The sequence below is a fragment of the uncultured Dokdonia sp. genome (assembly GCF_947492535.1).
Classification (GTDB): domain Bacteria; phylum Bacteroidota; class Bacteroidia; order Flavobacteriales; family Flavobacteriaceae; genus Dokdonia.
Genome location: NZ_CANLNH010000014.1, coordinates 1 through 24,660 on the forward strand (window position 1 = coordinate 1; position 24,660 = coordinate 24,660).

Consider the following 24,660-nt stretch of genomic DNA (forward strand, 5'->3'; position numbering starts at 1 on the left):
GAGTTGATGAGTTGATGAGTTGATGAGTTGATGAGTTGATGAGTTGATGAGTTGATGAGTTGATGAGTTGATGAGTTGATGAGTTGATGAGTTGATGAGTTGATGAGTTGATGAGTTGATGAGTTGATGAGTTGATGAGTTTTAAAAAGGGTATATAAGGTACGAAGAATAAGATTCCCTCCTTCGAGGGAATTACATAGATTATGTGAGGTGATTGAGTGATTTTCGCTTTTCGCGAAAATAGTATCGAAATTACCTATTAGAAATAGAGTAACACTCTATTGTATGTTCTAAAAAGCTCCTTCCCTTGTAGCCAGAAGGTGGCTGTATCGAGGTAACGAGATACAGACGGAAGGGAGGGTGATCGAAATGACTATGCAAAAAACCAGTAATCTTCCACGGGTTTTTTAGTCCATTTTTGGAGGTGTTCTAAAATTTCTTTCTTCCCATCTGGAGAAGAAACAACAATGAGAATCTGTGGATTTTCTATGGTAGGAATGGCATCAAAAGATTGCATGCGTACATCATAAATATCTTTGCCTATCTGTTTTTGATTATTAGAAACCCAATGAAAAGTATCTTTATAAGACTGTAAGATCTTTGCCATATCTTTTCCATTACGACCTGCTCCCCAAAGTACCAAAGGTCTACTGTAATCACGATCGATCTCATAGAAGAAGCGCATTTTTAACTCAAAATAGCGATTGTCTTTATATTCCTCCCACGTTCTGGAAATACGATTAGAACGATCTCTCCAGTGATGTAAAATAATAGCTATTCCTATAACTTTTAAACCATGACGATACATCCTAAAACAGAGATCATAATCTTCTGGATATACAATGGGATCAAAAGCACCTACCGCATCAAAATCTTCTTTATGGATAAGCCAACAATGTGAAGGAATCACACATTCCTTATAAATTTGTTGGTAATGCGTGCTTGTTTTTGCGACTTCATTCAGCCAACGTTCGTAGCGTAAAAAGCCATCGCCTACTTCGCCTTCGTCTACAAAATGTTCTGTGCCTCCAGCAATGACATGACCTTTTCCGTATTTATGCCATTCGTCTACCAGCACTTGAATTTTATAATCTGGCATTTTATCGTCAGAGTCCATGCGATTGATGATTGTGCCTTTGACTTCTCGATATCCGTATTGTAAGGTTGGGATGAGTTTAGGCGTATCACTATGAAATACACGTATTCTTGAATCTGCTTTCGCGAAAGCGTCCAAAATCTCAGGCGTAGCATCGGTACTATGATCATTTACAGCAATGAGTTCCCAGTTTTGATAGGTTTGCGCTATGATGGAATCGATACAGGCATGTAAATACGGAGCCGTATCTTTTACAGCCATGATAATAGAAACGAGGGGTTGTGAATTCATAGGTTGTTATAATCGCTTTCGCGAAAGTAACTAAAGCTTCTAATATAGTCATAAGAAATACTCAAGATAAAAGAGAGAATTTCCACGCTATAACCATGACTTAGGTAGATTTTTAGTAATCTCTATGTTTTCAAATGTACTGCTTTCTCTTGCGCCATGTGTTTTGACCCAATCTACCATTTTTTGAATACCTTCTTGTAATGAGATTTCTGGTGATGGATTAAATACCGCTTTAAATTTGGAGTGATCTGAATACGCATGAACGACTTCTTCTCGTTGTTCAAGATGGTCTATGTGCACTTCTGTGTTCATTGCCGTAGCAATTTCTTGTGCCAATTCATTGACGGTAGTAGGAATATCACTTCCGATATTGAAGGTTTGATTATACGCTTTCGCGAAAGCGGAAGCCTTAGCAATATACGGAGCAACATCATCTATATAAGTAAAAGCACGACTTTGATTACCATCTCCAAAAACGGTTAACGATTCATTTTTTAGTATCTGATTCATAAAAATACCAACCACATTTCGATATTTATCTCCGATGTTTTGATGAGGTCCATATACATTATGGGGTCTAAAAATGATATAGTTTAAACCGAATAGTTTCTGAGCATTTTCTAAATCTAGCTCGACGGCATATTTGGCAATACCGTATGGATCTTCTGGTTGTGGTTTTTGCTGTTCTTTTAACGGTAATTCCTGATCGCCATATACAGCAATAGAAGAAGTGAAGACAAAACACTTGATGTTGTGATTTACAGCAGCATTGATGAGATTAATACTCCCAATGAGATTGTTCTGATAATTAAACTTCCGAATAAAATGACTTAAACCCTCGGCAGCATAAGCAGCTAAATGATAAACATAATCAAAGTTGTATTCCTCAAAAAGGGCATTTACAAGATGTGTATCTGTGATGGTACCTTCTTTAAAAATAGCTTTGGGATGTACATTTTCTTTAAATCCTCCTGAGAGATCATCTAAGACAATCACTTTATGATTTGCTTGTATAAGGTGATTAACTACATGAGAACCTATAAAACCTGCGCCTCCAGTAACTAAAGAAGTGTTTTGCATATCACAAACTTACGAATAAGGAATAGGCTTAGGAAATCTATAGGTAGGACTATAAAGAAATAGGTACTTATTTTTTAACCTGAGCTTTTGCTTGCTTAAAGTATTTGATAGGAGGGAATAGCATCCCAAAAGATTCTCCGTCGTGTTTTCCTAAATGTTTATGGTGCATTTTGTGTGCACGTCTTAAAGCTTTTCCATACCAGCCATCCGCATTTCTAAATAATTTAAAGCGCTGGTGAATGAAGATATCGTGTACCATAAAGTAGGCAACACCATAAGCAAATATTCCTAAACCAATAGGTAATCCAGCCCAAAAGCCTTCATAACGCCATAATAAGAAACAACCAATACTAATAAGTGCATAGAAGATAAAAAATAGGTCATTACGTTCCCACCAAGAATCATGTTTTTTATGATGATGATCTTTATGTACTGACCACATAAAACCATGCATTACATATTTATGGGTGAACCAAGCCATAAATTCCATGATACAAAAAGTAATTAAAAAAATTGAAATCCAAAGAAAGGTTTGCATTGTATAACTTAAATAAGATTTAAACGATATTTTACATAGCTACGTGCTAACAGACTCACTTTTACATGGTCGGGGACGCGTATTCTACTGTTTTTAATTTCTGAAGAAGGAACTCTTTTTAATTTAGTGAGCAATTTTTTATAATATCTATATGCCGCATATACACCAAATTTAGCCTCAATAGGAAGTTGGTGTATCCCAGCTAATCCTTTTTCAAAATCTCCTTCTATCTCTTTGATGATACGTTGTTTTGATTCTTCATCAAGTTCTTGAAGATTTGTGTTAGGAAAATATGTTCTACTCAATCCTTCAAAATCAGCTTTCAAATCTCGTAAAAAATTTACTTTCTGAAAAGCAGAACCTAAACTCATTGCACTTTGTTTGAGCGCATCGTATCGCTCTTTATCCCCTTTTACAAAAACCGTAAGACACATAAGTCCCACAACATCTGCAGACCCATAGATGTACTCTTTATATTCTTCATCCGTAAGGTAGTCAGACTTGGTAAGGTCTAATCGCATACTTTTCATAAAAGCATCGATCAAGTGCTTTTCTATTTTATATTTATGTACCGTTTCTTGAAATGCATTCAAAATAGGGTTTAAACTTATTTTATCTACAAGAGCATGTTCTAAATCCTGTTCAAATCTTTTGAAGAGTATTGCTTTGTCATAGTCGTGAAAAGAATCTACAATTTCATCGGCAAAACGAACAAAGCCATAAATATTATATATGTCTTGTCTAATGATAGGAGATAACATTTTTGTAGCACTTGAAAAAGAAGTACTGTATGACTTAGTTACAGTCATTGCACACTTTCTGGATACGATGTCAAATAGTGATTTCATGATTCTTAGTTGTTTTTGGCTATTAATTGTGCAGTGAGCTTTCCTGATATTAAAGCAGGAGGCACTCCAGGTCCGGGTACAGTGAGCTGCCCTGTAAAGTACAAATTCTTAACCTTTTTGCTTTTAAGTTTAGGTCTTAGAAATGCAGTCTGCGACAATGTATTTGCCATGCCATATGCATTTCCTTTATATGAGTTGTATTCTTTGACAAAATCATTTACACAAAATGATTCTTTAAATAAGATATGATTTTTAAAATCCTGTCCAGAAAGTCGCTCTAAGCGTTCCATGATGATATCAAAATATTGATTCCGTAACGCTTCAGTATCTTCTACCCCAGGGGCAATGGGTATTAGAAAGAAACCATTTTCTTTTCCTTCAGGTGCCATGGTTTCATCATTTCTTGAAGGGAAATTGGCATAAAAAAGCGGTTCTTTAGGCCACGCAAGATCATCATAAATGGTACGAGCATGCTCATCAAAGTCAGTGTCAAAAAACAGGTTGTGATGTGCTACTTTATCAAATTTGGTATCAAAGCCAACATAAAACAATAACGAAGAAGGGGCAAATGTCTTTTTATCCCAATAAGCTTCAGAATATTGTCTGTCTTTTTCAGAAAGCAATGTTTCAGAATGATGGTAATCTGCTCCAGAGACTACGATATCTACTTTGTGAAATGTGCCATTTATTTCAAGACCTTGTATGTTTCCATTTTCTACATTTATTTTTGTAGCGGGACTGTCTGTATGTAAGGTTACCCCTAGTGATTTTGCGAGATCAATCATTCCTTTAATCACCATATGCATGCCTCCTTTAGGATGCCAAGTACCTAATCCAAAGTCTGCATAATTCATAAAACGATAAAATGCAGGCGTTTTATTTGGTTTTGCTCCTAGAAATAATACGGGAAATTCTAATATAGAAACAAGCTTTTCATTCTTGAATGCTTTTCGGACATCATCACTGATAGTTCTGAAAAATTGATTCACACGCACAGCGGTTTCAGGAGTCACTAATTCAAAAGGAGAAATCCCAGGTTTATTTACTACATCATTAATCGCAATATCATAATTAACACCTGCCTTCTGTATGAATTTTTTCAGTGCTGGTGAACTTCCGGGTTCTATGCGTTCAAATTCTACAGCTATTTTGTCTAGGGTATCACCTATGGTTACAATTTCATCCTGGAACCATACTTGGTAGGCAGGATTTAATTTTTCTAAATCATAAAAATCAGATACATCTTTGCCAAAATCTTTAAAGAATTTCTCAAAAATATCTGGCATCCAGTACCAACTCGGTCCCATGTCAAACGTAAATCCGTCTCTTTTATATTGACGCGCTCTACCTCCTAATGTGCTGTTTTTTTCAAATATCTCTACGTTGTTGCCTTCTTTAGCGAGATAGCATGCTGCGGCAAGAGATGAAAATCCAGAACCTATGATGGCAATGTGTTTAGACATACTTTGGAACAGATTTATTAATAAGATTTACAAATTCTCGAATACTCATCATAACACGAATATTCTGAGGAACCGTACTTTCATCAATAACATTGGTCATATTTCCTAATACATATAGATGTAAATTTTGTCTTCCAAATAACGTATTAAAATCTTTAAAGTATTGAGGGATTTCTTCTTTAACCGGTTGTACCGTAAAATAGGTGACAAATGATAAGTTAGGATGATTTATAGATAAGTACTTAAGGTTTTCTAGCATAATACTTTGACCTAAGTAAATTACTTTATATCCATGAGATACAATCTCATAATTAAGAAATAAAAGTCCCAACTCGTGAATTTCATTTTCTGGAAGATATAATGCAAATGTTCTATCATTACGCGGTATTATTTCACGCTGCTTCTTTTCAATATTGATAAGAATTTTTTGCTTTATCAAATTAAAAATAAAGTGCTCATGAGAAGGATTGATAGTATCAGTTTGCCACAATAATCCTATTTCGTGTAATAGCGGGAGAAAAGATTCATAAAAAATCTCCTCAAACGTCTTTACTTCAAGAAGCGTATTATAGGTTTTATAAAAGAGATTTTGATCAAAATTCATCATAGCAATCTTAAATGAATTGATTGCATGGTTTTGATTGCCAATACTCTTTTCTGATACAATTTGAGCTACAATAGCCGCAATTTCTGTCGAAGAGTATTGCGCTATTTTAGAAATTTTGTATCTATTTTCAGTAAGAAATACGACATTAAGTAACTTTTGTAGGTCACTTAACGCATAGGTTCTTATATTGGTAGTCGTACGTTCAGGTTGTAAAAGATTATATCTTTTTTCCCAAATACGTATTGTATGCGCTTTGATACCACTAAGACTCTCTAAGTCTTTAATGCTAAATTTTGTCTTTACTACATTATCCATAAGCAATTTTTAACATATCAAATTTAAACAATAAGTTTCTTTTGTTTAACAAAAGATAGTTAAAATTTAAACAAAACTGAAATTAAAGCTGTGTACGCTTTCGCGAAAGCGTATAAAATTAGTTATAAATTAAAATGTATATTGTTTGTTATAAGGTATTTAGATTGTGGTAAAGGCGTGTTTATATTCCTTTTTTTGGTACACAATGATTTGTTGAAGTTGTTTAATGCAAATTGGTTTTAGAATTATAGGAAATTTATTTTGCTTGGTGGAGTATCGTACAATTTATCTGTGTATATACTACTTCGACAAGCTCGGTATGATATTTCGTTAATCTGCCTCGCTGGCAGGCAGGAGCAAATACCTAAAAAAACTAGCGTCTTCCCCCGTATCCACTTCCAGCACGATAGCTTAACGAAAACCCTTGCGAACTTCCCAACGGGGAATTGTTTAAAGCAATATTATAGGTGTAGTTTAAACGTACATTACTAAAGATGTAACACCCCACAAGCATATTCACAAGCGAGTTGGTACGATACCCAATACCTGCTTCTAGTTTGCTTTTATAATTTAGAAATACATTCATATCTACTTGCGTAGGTGCACCATTAGATACGATGACAAGTGCGTTTGGTTTTAGTAAAAATTCCTCTTGGTTTCCAAAATACAGTTTATAAGCCCCATACGCATAATAAGGAACTACTAGTTCTACATTCTTTTCTGAAGAGAGAAGGTCGCCTACGATATTAGGTGCAGCAATTCCTACATAAAAATTACGCTCGTTGTATAAAAATCCAGCACCTATCGTTGGAATAGAGGTGTTGATATTTTGCGCAAAATTGATGTCGTTTGTAATATTTAAGTCTAGTAAGTCTTCTGCATATTGTAACACACCAGCAGAGATACCAAATGACATGACATGTGGATTCCCATTGTGCCAACGAGGTACGTTTGAATCTTGTGACAAGAAAATCTTATACGCATACGAAGCAAAAAAATGTGTCGTAGTGGTTACACCAATTTCATCGCGTAAAATACCGCCTCCAAAACCGGAATAATCTCTAGGAATACTTGCCGAAAGCGAAAGGTATTTTGGCGTACCATCAAAGGCATCTACGAGTCCGCGATTGGTAAAAGCAATTTCTGTTTCTTCGTTTAGGCCTGTATGTGCCGGATTTATAATAATGGTATTGTAATTATAATCAGAAAATACAGGCGTTTGTTGTGCAAATGCATGCACACTATACAATACTAAGCCAACTATAGTAAATAGATACTGTCTCATAGTTATCGTTTTAAGACTACGTAGCCTTTTGTTTTAAGGTTATGAGGTACAGGAATTTCAATAGTGAAAAAATAGGTGCCTTCAGGTAATTTTCCTGCACCACGCCCTGTGGATTTATTAGCGTCTCCGCGAAAAGCGTTCCCTGCGTTGTTATATCCTTCTATTTGAAATACGAGATCTCCCCAACGGTTATAAATAGAAACGACATTATCTGGATACCTCCGAATTCCTTTAATTTCCCAAAACTCGTTGATACCATCTCCGTCAGGAGAGAAACCAAATTTTTGACTGTTATCGACTTCAATAGTGTTGTCTTCTGTGGTAAATGATTCTTCTTGACAAGATTCATTAATACCACCTAGATTATATGGATGTATAATAACATAAATTGTTGAATTATCGGGTAATTCTTCAGCAAGAGCTATTTCAGTTACATTGCCTACATCTGTTGTTGCAATAATATCATCGCCTCCAGAAAATGTTCCTATGGTAATAAAATAGCCATCAGCATCTGAAATAGGATTCCATGAGATTTCTGTATTTACAGGAACATTCAAGCTTTCATTTGATGGTGCAAGAAGTGTTGTACAGAGTGGTGGTAGTATCTCTGTAATAAAAGATACTTCTGTACAACCTTCTGCACTCCCCCCTATATTGTATGCTATTACAGTAATAAATAATTCTGTTTGTTGTGGCAGATCATTTGGCGGATCGTAGGTGGTTGTGTTACCTACATCAATACTATTTGCAATATCCGTACCTCCAGATGTTGTACCAATATTAATAAGATACCCTGTAGATTCAGTAACTTCTTCCCAGCTAATCGTTGTTGTTACAGGTACATCTGTAGCATCTTGTAACGGATTAATAATCGTCGTACAAGGCGGCGGAAATGTTTGTGTAGTAAAACTCTCTTCAGCACAATCTTGTGCATTTCCAGTAGCATTATACGGGATGATAGTAACAAAAATATCTGATTGATCCGGTAGATCTGTTGGTACATCATAGGTAGTAATATTTCCAACATCTAGGTTATTTACAATATCAGTACCTCCAGAAGTAGTTCCTACATTCAATAGATACCCCTCTGCTGTAGAGGCTGTTGTCCAAGATAGATTGGTGCCAATTAGTACTCCCGTTGCTCCATTTAGTGGATCTGTGAGTGTGACACAATCAGGAACAAAAAGTTCTGTAGTAAATGATTCTTCGGTACATGCTGTTGCATTTCCAGTAGCATTGTATGGAATGATGGTCACGAAGATTTCTGTAAACTCAGGTAAATCAGTGGGTAAATCAAAAGTAGTGACATTGCCTACATCTTGGTTGTTGAGAATATCCGTTCCTCCAGTTGTGGTTCCTACATTAAGGATATATCCATCTGCTGTAGCGGAAGCATTCCAAGAAAGATTAGTTCCTACAAGTACATCTATAGCACCATTCATCGGATCTGTAAGGGTAACACAATCAGGAACAAAAAGTTGTGTGGTAAATGATTCTTCGATGCATCCAGTAGCATTTCCAGTAGCATTGTATGGAATTATGGTTACAAAGATTTCTGTAAATTCAGGTAAATCTGCAGGAAGATCAAACGTAGTAACATTGCTTACGTCTTGATTATTTATAATATCAGTACCTCCAGAAGTAGTACCTACATTCAATAGATATCCAGCTGCTGTGGAAGCTGTTGTCCAAGAAAGATCTGTGCCGATTAGTACTCCCGTTGCTCCATTTAGTGGATCTGTGAGTGTGACACAATCAGGAACAAAAAGTTCTGTAGTAAATGATTCTTCTACACATCCTGTTGCATTTCCAGTAGCATTGTATGGAATAATGGTCACGAAGATTTCTGTAAATTCAGGTAAATCAGCGGGTAAATCAAAAGTAGTGACATTGCCTACATCTTGGTTGTTGAGAATATCAGTTCCTCCAGTTGTGGTTCCTACGTTAAGGGTATATCCATCTGCTGTAGTAGAGGCATTCCAAGAAAGATCAGTTCCCACGAGTACATCTATAGCACCATTCATCGGATCTGTGAGGGAGACACAATCAGGAACAAAAAGTTGTGTTGTAAACGACTCTTCAGTACATCCCATTGCGTTGCCCGTTGCATTGTATGGAATGATGGTTACGAAGATTTCTGTAAACTCAGGCAAATCTGCAGGAAGGTCAAACGTAGTAACGTTACCTACGTCTTGATTATTTATAATATCAGTACCTCCAGAAGTAGTTCCTACATTCAATAGATATCCAGCGGCTGTCGGAGCTGTTGTCCAAGATAGATTGGTGCCGATTAATACTCCCGTTGCTCCATTTAGTGGATCGGTAAGTGTGACACAATCAGGAACAAAAAGTTGTGTAGTAAATGATTCTTCGGTACATACTGTTGCATTTCCAGTAGCATTGTATGGAACGATGGTCACGAAGATTTCTGTAAATTCAGGTAAATCTGTAGGAAGGTCAAATGTAGTAACATTGCCTACGTCTTGATTATTTATAATATCGGTTCCTCCAGTTGTGGTTCCTACGTTAAGGATATATCCATCTGCTGTAGCAGAGGTGTTCCACGAAAGATCAGTTCCTACAAGTACATCTATAGCACCATTCAACGGATCAGTAAGAGTAACGCATTCAGGAACTAGTAATTCCGTAGTAAACGATTCTTCGGTACATCCTGTTGCATTTCCAGTATCGTTATAAGGTATAATAGTAACAAATACTTCTGTTAGTTCAGGTAAATCTGCAGGAAGATCAAACGTAGTAACATTCCCTACGTCTTGGTTATTTATAATGTCAGTTCCTCCAGAAGTTGTCCCTACATTCAATAGATATCCAGCGGCTGTCGAAGCTGTAGTCCAAGAAAGATCGGTGCCTACTAATACTCCCGTCGCTCCATTTAATGGATCGGTAAGTGTGACACAGTCAGGAATAAATAATTGTGTGGTAAATGACTCTTCAGAACATCCTTCTGCATTTCCACTATCATTATAAGGGATTATGGTGACAAAAATTTCTGTAAACTCTGGTAAATCAGCGGGTAAATCAAAAGTAGTAACATTTCCTACATCTTGGTTGTTGAGAATATCCGTTCCACCAGAAGTGGTACCCACACTCAATAAATAACCCATTGCCATGGACGAAGCTTCCCAACTCAAATCTGTTCCCACCAAAACATTGATACTACCATCGAGTGGATCTGTTAAAGAAGTACAGTCTGGAAAAAGTTCAATGGTTTCTGTTGTAAATGACTCTATTATACAACCTGTTGCATCACCAACATTATTATAAGGTGTTATAATAACGTAATATGTCTCATCTTCGTCCAAGTCTGTTACAAAATCAAATGTTGTAGTGTTATTCACATCTACCTCATTTAAAATTTCATTACCTCCTGGTGTAGTTCCTACTGTTAGCAAATAACCAGTTGCATCAGCGACAGCATCCCAGATTAGGTTCGTTGTAATATCTACATCAATAGCACCATCTATGGGTAGCGAAAGATTTGTACATCCCGGTGGTACAGGGATAAACTCTGTTGTAAAGCTTTCTTCAGCGCATCCTAAAGCATCACCAACATCATTTGTAGGTATTATAGTTACATAAATAAGGGTGTTTTCAGGCAAGTCATTTATTAAATCATAGGTCGTAACATTTCCTACATTTACACTGTCTAAAATATCGACACCCCCAGGAGTTGTTCCTACTGAAATAATATAACTATCTGCATTACTTATAGGATCCCATGATAGGTCTGTATTTACTACAACATCTACGGCTCCATTTAATGGATTGGAAAGTGATGTACAATCTGGAATAGTTGGATTAGGGTCTGAAATAATTGTAAATGTTTCTAAACCACATCCCATTGCATTTCCTTCGTCATTATAAGGAACAATAGTTACACTTACTACCTCGCCACCCGCAAAATCATTTGCAAAATTATAGGTAGTATCATTAATGATATCAATGTTAGTTACATTGTTTGGATTTGCAGGTACTGAAGTTACTGTAAGCGTGTATCCTCTAGCAAACTGAGCTGGCTCCCACGTAATATTTGTATTTACTGGGACATCTATGTCTCCATTTAATGGTGAAATTAATGTGGTACATGCCGGAAGAGGGCAGTCAAGTATGTCACCTACTATATTCCATCCAAAATCTAAAATTATAGAAGCGCGTTCTTCAAAAGCATCACAATATGGAACGTTAAGTGCTCCTAGTGTTAAACCAGGTGGTAATTGTTGTTGTGACCAATCTATTAATGTGGTGTCATAACTATCCCTAGACATTCCTGAATTATCTAGCATATTACTCAAATTGGTTACTTGAGACATATTCCAGTCTCCTAAAACTTGATCATATGCTGTGGCTCCATTAAACATGCTATTCATTGAAACTTGCCCTAAATCCCAGTCATTTAATGGTTGATTAAAAGAAGAAGCATTTTGAAACATACTGTCCATATTAACAACTCCTTCCACGCGCCAATTATTTAAAGGAGCGTCAAAAGCTATCGCATCCTCAAACATTTCTTCCATAGTGGTAACATCTCTTGTATTCCAAGGATCTATATTTTGATTAAATAAAGAAGCCCCACTAAACATACGACTCATAGTGGTTACTGAAGCGGTGTTCCAGTTCTCCATAGGTTGGTCGTACATTGTTGCGTCTTGAAACATAGCATCCATAGTGGTTACAAAAGAGGTATTCCACGTATTTATATTTTGGTTAAATACAGCAGCTTCTTTGAACATGGCAGCCATATTTTGTGCTTCATTGGTTTCCCAAGCATCCAATGGTGTGTTAAATTGTTGAGCACTTTCAAACATGGAAGTAAAAAAGGTAACATTAACAACATCCCAATCATTAATATTTTGATTAAACACCTGTGCGTTTTCAAACATAGAACTCATACTGGTTACCGAACTCGTGTCCCAGGTTGTTAAAGGTTGATCAAATAGCTGTGCATTTTTAAACATAGAAGCCATAGTTGCAACTGCACTAACATCCCAACTACCAATAGGCTGATTAAATACTTGTGCATTTTCAAACATAGACTCCATGTTTACCACAGAATTTACATCCCAAGGGGCGAGCGCTTGGTCAAAAAGTACAGCACTTCTAAACATACCTCTCATTGTAGTAACTTGAGATACATTCCAGTTGCTTATATCTTGATCAAATACACTGGTGCCATTAAACATAAATGACATATTGGTAACCGTCTCTACTTGCCAATTATTTAATGGTTGGTTAAATGCAATAGACCCTGAAAACATAGATCCCATGGTAATACAAGATAGGGTGTCCCAATCATTCAATGGTTGATTGAAAACGTTAGTATTACTAAACATAGAATCCATATTAACAACGTTTTCCACATTCCAAGTATTTAAATTTTGGTTAAATACATCTGCATTAGAGAACATGGAGGCCATAGTGGTTACATTACTCACATTCCAATTTGAAATATTACCGTTGAATGCTTCAGCACTATCAAACATTCTTTCCATAGATATTACATTTGATACATCCCACATATCTAATGGTTGGTTGAAATTTTCTGTAAATCGAAACATCCAACCCATGTCTTGAACATTTGATACGTCCCAGTTATTTAATGGTTGGTTAAAAGCCGATGCTGACCCATTAGCATCAAACATTCTAAACATGTTTGTTACATTGCTTACATCCCAGTTGTCTATAGGCTGATTGAATGCTCGTGCCACAAGAAACATGCCTCCCATGGTAGTTACATTACTTACATCCCAAGTGTCTAGAGGACTATTAAATACAAATGCCGCAGCAAACGTATTCGACATATTTGTCACATTACTAACATCCCAATTATTAATATCTGTATCAAATAAAAAACAACCAAAAAACATACTTCTCATATTTTCTACTTGAGATAAATCAGGAACATCCGTAGCATTATATGTCATGTTTTGACAGTTAAGAAATGCTTGGTCCATACTTTGCCATTGTTGGGTTCCCCACTGATCAATAGTCAAGAGTTTGAAATAATCTGTGTTTGAAAAGCTAAAGTAATGCGCTGGGTAATCTCCAATAATAGAAATAGTATAAGTTCCAGGTGTATCATAGGTATGCGTTATATCTCCTGATACATTATTATCAAATTGATTATCTCCCCAGTCTATAGAATAATTATAAGTGAAGCCATTATTTCTAGAAATTTTCAATTGATTGGCAGGAGTACTATCACCATTTGTTAAAGTAGTATTGTACGTTAGTTTAAAAGCTGCTGGACTATTCACCCAAGAATCAATAATAGTATAGGTTTCAATTACACAATTTTCAGCAGGACCCTCAGCATTAAATGGAACTACTTGTGCCGTCACAATATCACCAGCAACAAAATCTACTACAAAGTCCCAAGAGGTAACATTGCCTACATCAAAATTGTCTAAAATGGTAGTAACTACACCTCCTGTATCTTTGGTAACCGTGACCCTATAACCTGTAGCATTAGGTGTTGCTTCCCAAACTAAATCAAAATTACCAGGAACATTTATATCGCCATCAACAGGGGTAATGATGTCAGTACAAAAAACAAAGCTACAGTTTACAATATCATCATTTATAGTCCAGTTACTATTCGTAATTAAATTTTCTCTAGCAAAACGCCCATCACAGTATAATAGATTGGCAGCTCCAAGAATTACATTGTCATTAACGGTTTGCGCTTCCCATCCTATTAAAGTATTGTTGTAGTTTGTTTCTGAAAGCCCAGAATCATCTAGCATATTGGCCATTAGTGTGACATTTGAAATATCCCAAACACCCAAGTTTTGATCAAAGGCAGTTGCATTTGAGAACATAGAACGCATGTCACTTACGCTAGTTGTTACCCATAAATCAATAGGTTGATTAAATAAAGAGGCACCAGTAAACATTGAGTTCATGCTGTTTACATTGCTTACATTCCAATTATTGAGTAATTGATTAAAACTTGTAGCATTAAAAAACATGCCACTTGTATCAGTCAAAGAATTTAGCGTCCAGCCATTTAAAGGTTGATTAAAATCTGGAGCTCTGCGAAACATACCTGACATACTAGTAACATTAGTTACATCCCAACCTTCAATAGGTTGATTAAACCGCGAAGATTCAAACATCTCACGCATATTAGTCACATTAGAGGTAACCCACAAATCCAGGGGTTGGTTAAAAGTGGTAATTGCAGAATTAATCCCAGCAAACATATTTGACATATCTGTGACGTTACTCACATTCCAATTGTTTAAAGGTTGGTTGAACGCATAATTACGTTCAAACATTCCGCCCATATTCAAAACATTGCCTACTTGCCAGTTATTTATATTTTGATTGAAAGGAGTATCTCTAAACATCTCAAACATATCAGTCACATTATCCACTTCCCATTGATCAAGGGGTTGATTAAAGGGAGTAGATCTAAACATCCTAGCCATCGTGGTTACTTGAAGTACATCCCAATTGTTTAAAGGGAATGCCATATCTGATGCGCTAAACATATCACTCATATCTGTAACTTGCGATGTATTCCAACCATTAATATTCTGATTGAAATCATTAGCAGATATAAACATTCTCGCCATAGTGGTAACGGAGCCTGTATTCCAATTATCTAATGGTTCATTAAAATTATTAGCTCCGTTGAAAGTATCAGACATGTCAGTAATATTCCCAGTATTCCATCCATCCAATGGCCTATTAAAAGTATCGCAATCTTGAAACATTCCAGAAATATCTGTGATGCCGCTTACATTCCACGAATTCAAAATTCCATTGAAAATATTTGCCCTTCTAAACATATTCTTTAAGCTAGTGACTTGGCTTAAATCTGGTGGTGAAATGGCGTCAAAATTCAAATTTCTACACCCGTAAAAAGCATTCTCCATAGACTGCCATTGGATGTTTCCCCAAGAAGTAATCTCAATAATTTTATCCCTATCACCAGTATTATTAAAATAAATAGCAGGAAAATTTCCGCTAATACGAATAGTGTAATTCCCAGGCGTAGCGTAGGTGTGTGTTATATTGCCAGTTACTCCCGTGTCGGTATTACTATCTCCCCAATCTACTGTATAGTCATAGATGAATCCTGGGTTTGTGGGTATGGTTATTTGATTGTTGGGAGTAGATAAGTTAGTGTTCCAAACGGATGTAAAGTCCTGACCATAGGAATTTATACAGGTACAAAGAAATATAGTTATGAGAAGTAAAAACTTCATTCTAGGCAATACTATCATAAAACATACATTTTGATACTTATACAAGTGAACTATATACACTAACTTTTTTCTGATTGCGTTGCATAAAAAAGATGTATTATTAATGAAGTTCTATTACCATCAGGTCATATTTAAAATCGATTTTTATAAATAGGCATGACTAAAGAATCTCATATGAAAGTATCAATTATTTTTAGGTAAATTTCATTATTTATATTTAAAGTTCTGACCTTATATAATCAAAAGAGGTTCCATTCAATGGAATGGAACCTCTTTTGATAGGAAAACACTACTACTTATAAGGTTTTTCTATATTCTGAAGGCGTTTGTCCAGTATAATTTTTAAATACTCTATTAAATGTAGTTTTACTTTTAAACCCAGAATCAAATGCAATAGCAATAATTTTTGCAGTTTTATATTGTGGTTGTTTCATTAATTCTTGTGCTTCTAAAACACGATAAAAATTAATAAAATTATAGAAGTTTTCTTTAAAGGAATAATGTAAAACCTCCGAAAAATGCGAAGTGCTCATTTCTAATTTTGAAGCCAATTCACCCAATCTCAAATTAGGATCTAAATAGGGCTTTTCAGTTTTCATTAATGTGATAATACGTTCTTTATATCTTTCTCTATCAGCAGTTGTTAACGAAGAGTTTTTATAAGGCTGTTCTTCTGTTATTGAAGTTGTTTTTTCTATAGGAATTTCAGATGTTGTTTGTTTTTCTTTTATTGCTTGTTTTAATATGGCATATTTCTCTTGAAGATCATTTTTCTCTACTTCAATACGCTTTTTCTTTTTGATATAAAAAAACAATGTAATAAGTAGAAATAATACAGTAAGACTTCCAACGAAGATTAATTGTTTTTTATTCTCTGCTGCAGAAACTACTGCCTTTTCAGTGGCTTCTACTATTTCTTCATTTTTAGAAATATCTTTAGAAAGATCTACAATGGTTGCTTCTTGATTATCACCTTGTATCAAATCTCTGATGCGTGTATACTCCTTTTGAGCTTCGTAAGAAGCTTTAAAGTTTTTTTTCTTTTCATATACTTTAGCTAAATATTCATAACTGTACATTGCAATCTCATTGAGATTTTTGTTTTCAGCTAGTGTTAATGACTCTTTAAAACGTTGCAATGAAAGATCGATATTAGATAAATGGTAATTTGCGACCCCGTTATTAAATAGGAGCCAAGCCCGTTTTTTAGTAGGCTTCTGTATATGTGGTAATTGTAGTCCTTTTTCGGTAGTTTCTAGAGCACTTTTATAATCTTTAAGGCTTATATAAATATCACTTATATTATTTAAAGAAGTAGCAACTACTTCTTCATCTTTCATATATTCCCCTAAAGCAATAGCGCGCTCAGCAAACCGTAGTCCTTTTTCATATTCATTAAGCTCTATGTAATTTGTAGATTGGCCTACTAAAGCAGCCGCTTTTATTCTTGAAAAACTTCGGATGGTATCTGTAACTACCAATAATTCATCCATTGCTTTGATAGACTTCTCATAAGCACCAATATCGGTGTAGAGATTCCCCATATTAACAAGAATCATAGCCTTTGGACCTTGATTATTAGCAACCAATTCACATTTTTCTAATGCTTGATGGTAAATCTCAATAGCTTTTTGCCGATTACTTCTGTTCTTATAATAAATCGCCTGACTATTAAGTGCCAAAATACCCATGTCATTAATTCCATATAATTCTGAAATTAATAATAAGGAGTCGCTATATACTTTATGTAATTCGTAGTCGCCATTTTTATAGTATTCCTGTAATAATCTAGAGTATCTAGCCGCTTCTTCCTGACCATTAGTAGGAGAGGAGAGATCTATTTTACTGTCATTTACTTGTGCATTTATGTAAAAGGGCGTGCATAAAAGTAAAATACAAAAAACAACTACTTTATTCATTTTAGGGGGACCTGCATATATGAATAACAAAAGTAACTTTTTTATTTTTTAAAAAGATGGGTACGCTTTCGCGAAAGCGTATAATGATACATTAAAATTTTAATAGTAATACTGTTTTAAGAAAAAGATACATAAACAGCACTGCTTTGTGTCGATGTCATAACAAAATAGAATTGAACAAAATGTACAGATGAAAACTTCTCAATTTTGGAGATTAGAAGTACTATTCTAATTATATCTAGTGGTTTGTTATGTTTTTAGGAAGTAAAAAATGACCAATCATATATTGATTAGCCATTAGTGGTGCCCGAGATGGGACTTTTGGGAGTCGTGACAGGGTGTTTGAAAAATCTATTTATTAAAATGATACAGTAAGGTGACTGAGTGTTTTTCGCTTCAAGCGAAAAAAGTATCGAAGTATCGATTATTTTAAACCACCCTAACTAATACTAGTTGCTTATTTTAGGAAATAAAAAATGACCAACCATATACTGATTAGTCATTAGTGGTACCCGAGATGGGACTTTTGGGAGTCGTGACAGGGTGTTTGAAAAATCTATTTATTAAAATGATACAGTAAGGTGACTGAGTGTTTTTTTGCTTTAAAGCTAAAAAAGTACCGAAGTCTCGATTATTTTAAACCACCCTAACTAATACTAGTTGCTTATTTCAGGAAATAAAAAATGACCAACCATATATTGATTAGCCATTAGTGGTACCCGAGATGGGACTTGAACCCACACGCAACTAGTGCACACGGCCCTCAACCGTGCCTGTCTACCAATTCCAGCACTCGGGTAGGTAGGTGTATAAAAGTAAAAAAGTCGTGCATTATGCGACGACTTTTTGTGACCTGGCTGGGGCTCGAACCCAGGACCCTCTCCTTAAAAGGGAGATGCTCTACCAACTGAGCTACCAGGTCTTTTCCTGAATGCGGGTGCAAATATACAGCCAATTAATTTATATATCAAAGCCTTTTTAAAATAAATTTTACATTTTTTTCATCTTTTGACAATACCTTTGCATCTCAATACAAAAAATAGCACATGGATATATATTTGATGGGATATATGGGGTCGGGAAAAACCACTATAGGTCAGCAATTAGCAAAACATATAGGATATGATTTTGTAGATTATGATCAATTTATTACCGAAAGAGAAAAGATGTCTATCTCAGAAATTTTTGAATCTAAAGGCGAAATTTACTTCAGAAAAAAAGAAGCACTATATCTAAAAGAGATATTACAAGAAACCAATACTAAAAAAATAGTCGCCTTAGGAGGCGGAACCCCTTGTTACGGAAGTAACTTACAGGAGATAAAAGAGAGTGGTGTAACGTCTATCTATTTAAATGTACCCGTATCACAACTCACAGATAGATTGTGGGAAGCAAAATCAGAACGACCTGTCATTGCAGGGCAACAATCTAAAGAAGAACTAGAAGAGTTTGTAAGGAAACATCTTTTTGAAAGAGGATTCTATTACAATCAAGCCTCTAAAGTGATTAAAGTACAAGAACAAACAGAAGCAGCAATTGTAGAAGAAATTGTAGCGACCTTATTCTAAGACAGCCATATCATTTCCTTTCCTAAACATCACCTTTACAGATTCATTAAGGGAAGTGCTTAATGAGATTCCTTTAAAATCAGCTTTTACGGGATACTTCTTATGATTTCTGTTTACAAGCACAGCTGTTTTAAAGCGTTTTAGAGGCACATTTAAAAAATGTTGCACTCCATAGATAAGAGTTGTGCCAGAGTTCAACACATCGTCTATAAGGACAATAGATTTATGTGCGTATTCTTCTTTTGTAAGGCTTGTCTTAACAGTGCCTAATGGATCTTGCTTATTCATGGTAACTTTACATAAAATGGTTTTAAAGCTTGCAATTTCTTCAAGAGTAACCTGAAGACGTTCGGCAAACTTATACCCATTGTCAGCAATACCTGCTAAAATGATTTCTTCTTCGTTTACATTACTTTCATATATCTGATATGCAATACGGCGTATTTTATGTTGAATAGCTTTATGATCTAGTATTTTGTCAAGTTTTACTTTCATAATTGTTTTATTAGTACATTCCTAAAACATTATTCTTCTTCACCATCACTAATATCGGTGAAAAAATCATCATTCTCATAGATTTCGTCTATATCTCTACGATCTTTTTTCGTAGGACGTCCAGTACCTTTTTTTCTGTAGTAATCCTTAGAATATTTTAATAAATCTAATTTCTCTAAATTTTCTTTAGGTGTTGTATCCTTTCTGTAGATGTCAACCAATTTAGCTCCAAGTCTGCTTGTGGGTAGGTCTAATACTTCTAACATGTAGACTACTTGATTCTTACGCACGCTAATCGTATCAGTAGGATAGACATCTCTAGAAGGTTTTACAACCTTGTCATTTACCTTTACTTGTCCTTTTTTACAGGCATTGGTAGCAATAGATCGTGTCTTAAAATAACGGATACACCATAAATATTTATCGACTCTCATATAAAAATGCTTAAAAGCACGTTAATCTATGTAATTATATGGTCAAAAATACGTCAAAATTGTATCTTGCACCCTCGAAAAAGAATTTTATGACTTTTAAAAATTATCTAAGCGTACTAGCGGTATTGGTTTTATTTATTTCCTGTGGAGAAGATGACAATACACCAGAAGCGATCCCTTTTAGAGATAGGGGAGAACAATCTATAACAGACGATGCTTTTATTAGAGAATATCTAGAAACGCATTTTTACAATTATGAAGAGTTTGCAAACCCACCAGAAAATTTCGATTATGAAATTCGTTTTGATACCATAGCTGGTAATAATGCAGATAAAACACCTCTTATACAACAAGTAGAATCCAAAACATATGATCGTTTTGAAGCCAGTAATACCTTATACATTTTAACAGCTAGAGAAGGAACAGGGGCTCCTACCTCACAAGTAGATTCTACATTTGTGACTTACAGAGGAGAAAACATTGGAAGTAATGTATTTGATGGTGCTACCAATCCTATATGGTTTAATCTTCCTGCGACTATTGATGGTTTTGCAAATGGAATAGAAGGTGCTAGAGGAAGTGCTTCAGGACCTACTGTTCAAGATGATGGTTCTGTTGAATACATAGATGAAGACGGAGTGCCTGATTATGGTGTAGGTGCTGTATTTATTCCCAGCGGATTAGGATATTTTGCGCAACCACCAAATAGTGATATTGGTATATATTCATCCCTTGTATTTACATTTTCTTTATATGCCAGTATCGTGACCGATCATGATGGTGATGGTATCCTTACAATAGACGAAGATATAGATGGGAATGGATTCTTATTTGACGATATAGATAATACAGACGGTGATGTACAAGCAAACTTTAATGATCCAGACGATGATAATGATGGGGTGACGACGCGTTTAGAAACTATGCGTGATGATGAAGGAAACTTCTTAGGCCTTATTGATACAGATAATGATGGTACATTTGATCATTTAGATACAGATGATGATGGTGATGGTATTGATACAGTAGATGAGATCACTATTAATTTTAATACAGGCGAAATTACCTATCCAGATACAGATGGTGATGGTACACCTGATTATTTAGATTCGGATAGTTAATAGCCCGCTTTCGCGAAAGCGTATATGTATAAAAACAAAAATGGCAACTCACTGAGTTGCCATTTTTTTTATATGGTTATGATGAAAGAAATATATTTACTTCTTATCTCCGTTACCTTTTAGTTGATAAGATAGACTTAAAATCCACTGAGAAGGTCTGGAATCTATGACAAATCCAAAGTCTTGAACATTTGCATCTGAAACCGCATCGTTATCTTGAAAAGCGCCCTCATAACGCAAATCAATGCCAAGCCTTCCTAATTGAACTCCAGCTCCTAATTGATATCCTATAGTAAATGAGTTTTCAGGATCTTCTATAGCTACTCCTAATCCATCTAGATCATTATTAAGGACTAATTGAAATGAAGGACCTGCTTTAATATTTAATGGACCTGCAATATCAAGACCCACTAATAAAGGAATGTCTATTTTAGAAAAGTTATAATCAGCACTCGTTCCGTTTTGACTATATTCAGTATTTAAACGTGTATATACGATTTCTGGTTGTACAAAAATTCCTAGAAGTTTAAATTTAGAGTACAATCCTAAATGGAAACCTACTTTATCATCTCCATCTATCGAAAAGCCATCTGCAAATGCGGAGAAAGTGTCTAATCCTCCAGTAGATCCATAGTTAAGTCCTCCTTTGAGTCCAAATTGCGCACTTTGCCCAAAAGCAGTTACGGATGATACAAACAGTATCAGAATCATTAGTTTTTTCATAATTGAGTTTTAGTGTTTGAATGAATGACAAAAATAAAGGCAGAATGTTACACTCTGCCTTACAATATATTACAAAAACGTAAAAGTACGATCTTTATTTTCTTGTGATTACTTTCTTTGAAGCTTTTACAATAGCAGCGGCATTAAGTCCGTACTTCTCCATAAGCTGGGCAGGTGTTCCACTTTCTCCAAAGGTATCTTGTGTCGCAACAAACTCTTGTGGCGTTGGATGTGACGTTGCTAGTGTTCTTGCAACACTTTCTCCCAATCCTCCTAAGAAATTATGCTCTTCGGCAGTGACAACACAGCCTGTCTTTTTTACAGATGCAATAATGGCTTCATCATCTAACGGCTTTATGGTATGTATATTAATAACTTCGGCAGAGATTCCTGCTTCATGTAATTCTTTTGCAGCTTCTAGTGCTTCCCATACGAGATGTCCCGTTGCAACGATAGTTACATCACTTCCTTCTTGTAAGTGTACTGCTTTTCCAATTTGAAAACTTTGATCTTCTGGAGTGAAGTTTGCTACTTTTGGACGTCCAAAACGTAAATATACAGGGCCATTATGTGCAGCAATAGCAATAGTAGCTGCCTTGGTCTGGTTATAATCACAGGTGTTTATCACCGTCATACCTGGAAGCATTTTCATAAGTCCTACATCTTCTAAAATCTGATGTGTAGCACCATCTTCTCCAAGCGTTAATCCTGCGTGAGAAGCACAGATTTTCACATTCTTTCCAGAATAGGCAACACTTTGACGTATTTGATCATAGACACGACCTGTTGAAAAGTTGGCAAAAGTTCCTGTAAAAGGAATTTTACCTCCTATCGTCATTCCAGCAGCAAGCCCAATCATATTTGCTTCGGCAATACCTACTTGAAAGAAACGTTCTGGATGATTTGCTTTAAAGGCATCCATTTTTAGAGATCCTGTAAGATCTGCGCAAAGAGCTACTACATCTTCATTGGTTTTTCCTAGTACTTCTAGACCTGCACCAAATCCTGATCGGGTATCCTTATTTCCTGTGTTTTCGTATGTTTTCATTCTGATATTTTAAAGCTGTTATTTAGGCTTATTTTTCGAGGTTTTGTATCTACATCAATGGCTTCAAGTAAAGGACGTTTATCACTATCCATAATTGCTAGGATGATCCCTTCTGGTAATTCTCCTTGTATATCTCCAGAGCTATCTGTAGCAGAAATCATTAATTGAATAAAACTCATAAGTAAGGCTGAGTTATTCATTTCTTTAGATTCATCTACAGCAAATGTCATTGCACTATCTGGTTCTACATCTGCATATACTTCATATGTGGGATACTTCCCGCCATTAAAGCTAAACATGTTTGAAGTTTGCCTAGATTCTAATACTATTTTTTCATTAAACTTATCATCTTCTGAAAAGGTTCCTTGCATAGCTATAGCAATATCCATATCCATCATCATATTAAGAGGACCTAGAAATACAGCCATGTAGAATTTATTACTTTCACTTGCATACACAAAATTAGAAGCACCTTCCGGAATAGAACCAAGCCCAGGCATAACCTCAGAAGCAAACTCTGCTGCTAATCCTTTGTAATTAGACCAGATATATTTTCCATTTTTTTCAAATCCAATGGTAATCGTATCTTTAACTCCTTTTTTTGCATTGTCTATGTGATACTTAACAGTATAGTCCATAGTGAATTCATGACTTTGAGATTGCCCCCAAAGTGTTATAGAGAAAAGAAAGCCTATTACTAAATATAGTGATCTCATGATTAGTAATCTCCTAAAGTTTCTGCATTTTGAGCAAGACCTGTAGCTAGTTGCTCATCATTAGGTGCTTTTCCATGCCAAGCATGTGTATGCATCATAAAATCAACTCCGTTCCCCATAATGGTATGCATCAAAACACATACAGGTTTTCCTTGACCACTAAGACTCTTTGCTTCTTGTAATCCTTTCACTACAGAAGCCATATCATTTCCTTTTTCGATATCTAGTACGGTCCATCCAAAAGCTTCAAACTTTGCACGCATACTACCTAAAGCAAGGACATCATCTGTACTTCCATCTATTTGTTGCCCGTTAAGATCTACAGTAGCAATCACATTGTCTATCTTATTTGCCGCAGCATACATAATAGCTTCCCAGTTTTGCCCTTCTTGTAATTCTCCATCTCCCATTAAAGCATATACCTTATGACCACAGCCATTTAGTTTTTTTGCTTCGGCAGCTCCAAGAGCAACACTAAGTCCTTGTCCTAAAGATCCAGATGCCATTCTAATACCTGGAAGCCCTTCATGTGTAGTAGGATGTCCTTGTAAACGAGAGTTTAATAATCTAAATGTATTAAGCTCTTCTACAGGAAAATATCCTGATCGTGCTAAAACACTATAAAAAACAGGAGAGATATGACCGTTAGATAAGAAGAAGAGATCTTCTCCTAATCCGTTCATATCAAATCCTTCTTTGCGATCCATAATCTCTTGATATAGGGCTACAAAGAATTCTGCACAACCTAAAGACCCTCCTGGATGACCAGAGTTTACTTTATGTACTTGTCTTAAAATATCTCTACGTACTTGAGTTACCAGTGCTTCGAGCTTTTGAATATCTGCCATTAGAATGTTATATTATTTTGATGTTCAAAAA

The 24,660-nt window shown here is 35.5% G+C and carries 17 protein-coding genes and 2 tRNA genes; 2 read left to right on the top strand and 17 right to left on the bottom strand.

The window, feature by feature from the left end:
* Window positions 1–373: 373 nt before the first annotated feature.
* The 11 genes from Q1A60_RS16585 to Q1A60_RS16635 form a co-directional block, all read right to left on the bottom strand.
* A complete protein-coding gene (locus Q1A60_RS16585) occupies window positions 374–1,387 on the bottom strand; it encodes a glycosyltransferase family 2 protein (protein WP_299767637.1) in 1,014 nt (337 codons plus the stop codon).
* Window positions 1,388–1,474: 87 nt separating this feature from the next.
* Complete coding sequence (locus tag Q1A60_RS16590; RefSeq protein ID WP_299767636.1) at window positions 1,475–2,467, bottom strand: NAD-dependent epimerase/dehydratase family protein; 993 nt, start codon at window positions 2,465–2,467, stop codon at window positions 1,475–1,477.
* Between the two features lie 67 nt (window positions 2,468–2,534).
* The gene (locus tag Q1A60_RS16595) at window positions 2,535–3,005 is read right to left on the bottom strand and encodes a sterol desaturase family protein (protein ID WP_089372695.1); all 471 of its coding nucleotides are present in this window, start codon (window positions 3,003–3,005) and stop codon (window positions 2,535–2,537) included.
* An 8-nt stretch (window positions 3,006–3,013) separates the two neighbouring features.
* Entirely contained in the window at window positions 3,014–3,853 is an 840-nt protein-coding gene (locus Q1A60_RS16600) for a phytoene/squalene synthase family protein (RefSeq protein ID WP_299767635.1), read from the bottom strand.
* A gap of 5 nt (window positions 3,854–3,858) precedes the next feature.
* A complete protein-coding gene (locus tag Q1A60_RS16605) occupies window positions 3,859–5,316 on the bottom strand; it encodes an oleate hydratase (protein ID WP_299767634.1) in 1,458 nt (485 codons plus the stop codon).
* The gene (locus Q1A60_RS16610) at window positions 5,309–6,238 is read right to left on the bottom strand and encodes a MerR family transcriptional regulator (protein ID WP_299767633.1); all 930 of its coding nucleotides are present in this window, start codon (window positions 6,236–6,238) and stop codon (window positions 5,309–5,311) included. The genes Q1A60_RS16605 and Q1A60_RS16610 overlap by 8 nt, the downstream gene beginning before the upstream one ends.
* 373 nt (window positions 6,239–6,611) lie before the next feature.
* Window positions 6,612–7,523 (bottom strand): PorP/SprF family type IX secretion system membrane protein, encoded by a 912-nt coding sequence (locus Q1A60_RS16615; protein ID WP_299767632.1) that lies wholly within the window; start codon window positions 7,521–7,523, stop codon window positions 6,612–6,614.
* Window positions 7,524–7,525: 2 nt separating this feature from the next.
* The gene (locus Q1A60_RS16620) at window positions 7,526–15,757 is read right to left on the bottom strand and encodes a BspA family leucine-rich repeat surface protein (RefSeq protein WP_300008017.1); all 8,232 of its coding nucleotides are present in this window, start codon (window positions 15,755–15,757) and stop codon (window positions 7,526–7,528) included.
* 296 nt (window positions 15,758–16,053) lie between these two features.
* A complete protein-coding gene (locus Q1A60_RS16625) occupies window positions 16,054–17,676 on the bottom strand; it encodes a helix-turn-helix domain-containing protein (RefSeq protein WP_299767630.1) in 1,623 nt (540 codons plus the stop codon).
* A gap of 713 nt (window positions 17,677–18,389) precedes the next feature.
* A tRNA-Leu gene (locus tag Q1A60_RS16630) sits at window positions 18,390–18,475 on the bottom strand.
* A 50-nt stretch (window positions 18,476–18,525) separates the two neighbouring features.
* Window positions 18,526–18,598, bottom strand: a tRNA-Lys gene (locus Q1A60_RS16635).
* A 124-nt stretch (window positions 18,599–18,722) separates the two neighbouring features.
* Here Q1A60_RS16635 and Q1A60_RS16640 point away from each other — a divergent pair.
* The gene (locus Q1A60_RS16640) at window positions 18,723–19,244 is read left to right on the top strand and encodes a shikimate kinase (protein ID WP_299767629.1); all 522 of its coding nucleotides are present in this window, start codon (window positions 18,723–18,725) and stop codon (window positions 19,242–19,244) included.
* On the opposite strand, the gene Q1A60_RS16645 is transcribed toward Q1A60_RS16640, so the two are convergent.
* Both Q1A60_RS16645 and Q1A60_RS16650 read right to left on the bottom strand, forming a co-directional pair.
* Window positions 19,236–19,739 carry a phosphoribosyltransferase family protein gene (locus tag Q1A60_RS16645; RefSeq protein ID WP_299767628.1) on the bottom strand — a complete coding sequence of 168 codons (504 nt, stop codon included), beginning with the start codon at window positions 19,737–19,739 and terminating at the stop codon, window positions 19,236–19,238. The two genes, Q1A60_RS16640 and Q1A60_RS16645, sit on opposite strands and share 9 nt — an antisense overlap.
* Window positions 19,740–19,768: 29 nt before the next feature.
* Window positions 19,769–20,173 (bottom strand): RNA-binding S4 domain-containing protein, encoded by a 405-nt coding sequence (locus Q1A60_RS16650; protein WP_299767627.1) that lies wholly within the window; start codon window positions 20,171–20,173, stop codon window positions 19,769–19,771.
* A gap of 89 nt (window positions 20,174–20,262) precedes the next feature.
* Here Q1A60_RS16650 and Q1A60_RS16655 point away from each other — a divergent pair, with 89 nt between their 5' ends.
* The gene (locus Q1A60_RS16655; RefSeq protein WP_299767626.1) at window positions 20,263–21,294 is read left to right on the top strand and encodes a hypothetical protein; all 1,032 of its coding nucleotides are present in this window, start codon (window positions 20,263–20,265) and stop codon (window positions 21,292–21,294) included.
* Window positions 21,295–21,390: 96 nt separating this feature from the next.
* Here the strand turns inward: Q1A60_RS16655 and Q1A60_RS16660 are convergent, their stop codons facing one another.
* From Q1A60_RS16660 to Q1A60_RS16675, 4 genes are all read right to left on the bottom strand, one after another.
* A complete protein-coding gene (locus Q1A60_RS16660) occupies window positions 21,391–22,017 on the bottom strand; it encodes an outer membrane beta-barrel protein (protein ID WP_299767625.1) in 627 nt (208 codons plus the stop codon).
* 94 nt (window positions 22,018–22,111) lie between these two features.
* On the bottom strand, window positions 22,112–23,065 hold the full coding sequence (locus Q1A60_RS16665; RefSeq protein ID WP_299767624.1) for a transketolase C-terminal domain-containing protein: 954 nt from the start codon (window positions 23,063–23,065) through the stop codon (window positions 22,112–22,114).
* Window positions 23,062–23,781 carry a hypothetical protein gene (locus Q1A60_RS16670; RefSeq protein WP_299767623.1) on the bottom strand — a complete coding sequence of 240 codons (720 nt, stop codon included), beginning with the start codon at window positions 23,779–23,781 and terminating at the stop codon, window positions 23,062–23,064. The genes Q1A60_RS16665 and Q1A60_RS16670 overlap by 4 nt, the downstream gene beginning before the upstream one ends.
* Window positions 23,782–23,783: 2 nt before the next feature.
* A complete protein-coding gene (locus tag Q1A60_RS16675) occupies window positions 23,784–24,629 on the bottom strand; it encodes a transketolase (RefSeq protein ID WP_299767622.1) in 846 nt (281 codons plus the stop codon).
* Window positions 24,630–24,660: the final 31 nt, after the last annotated feature.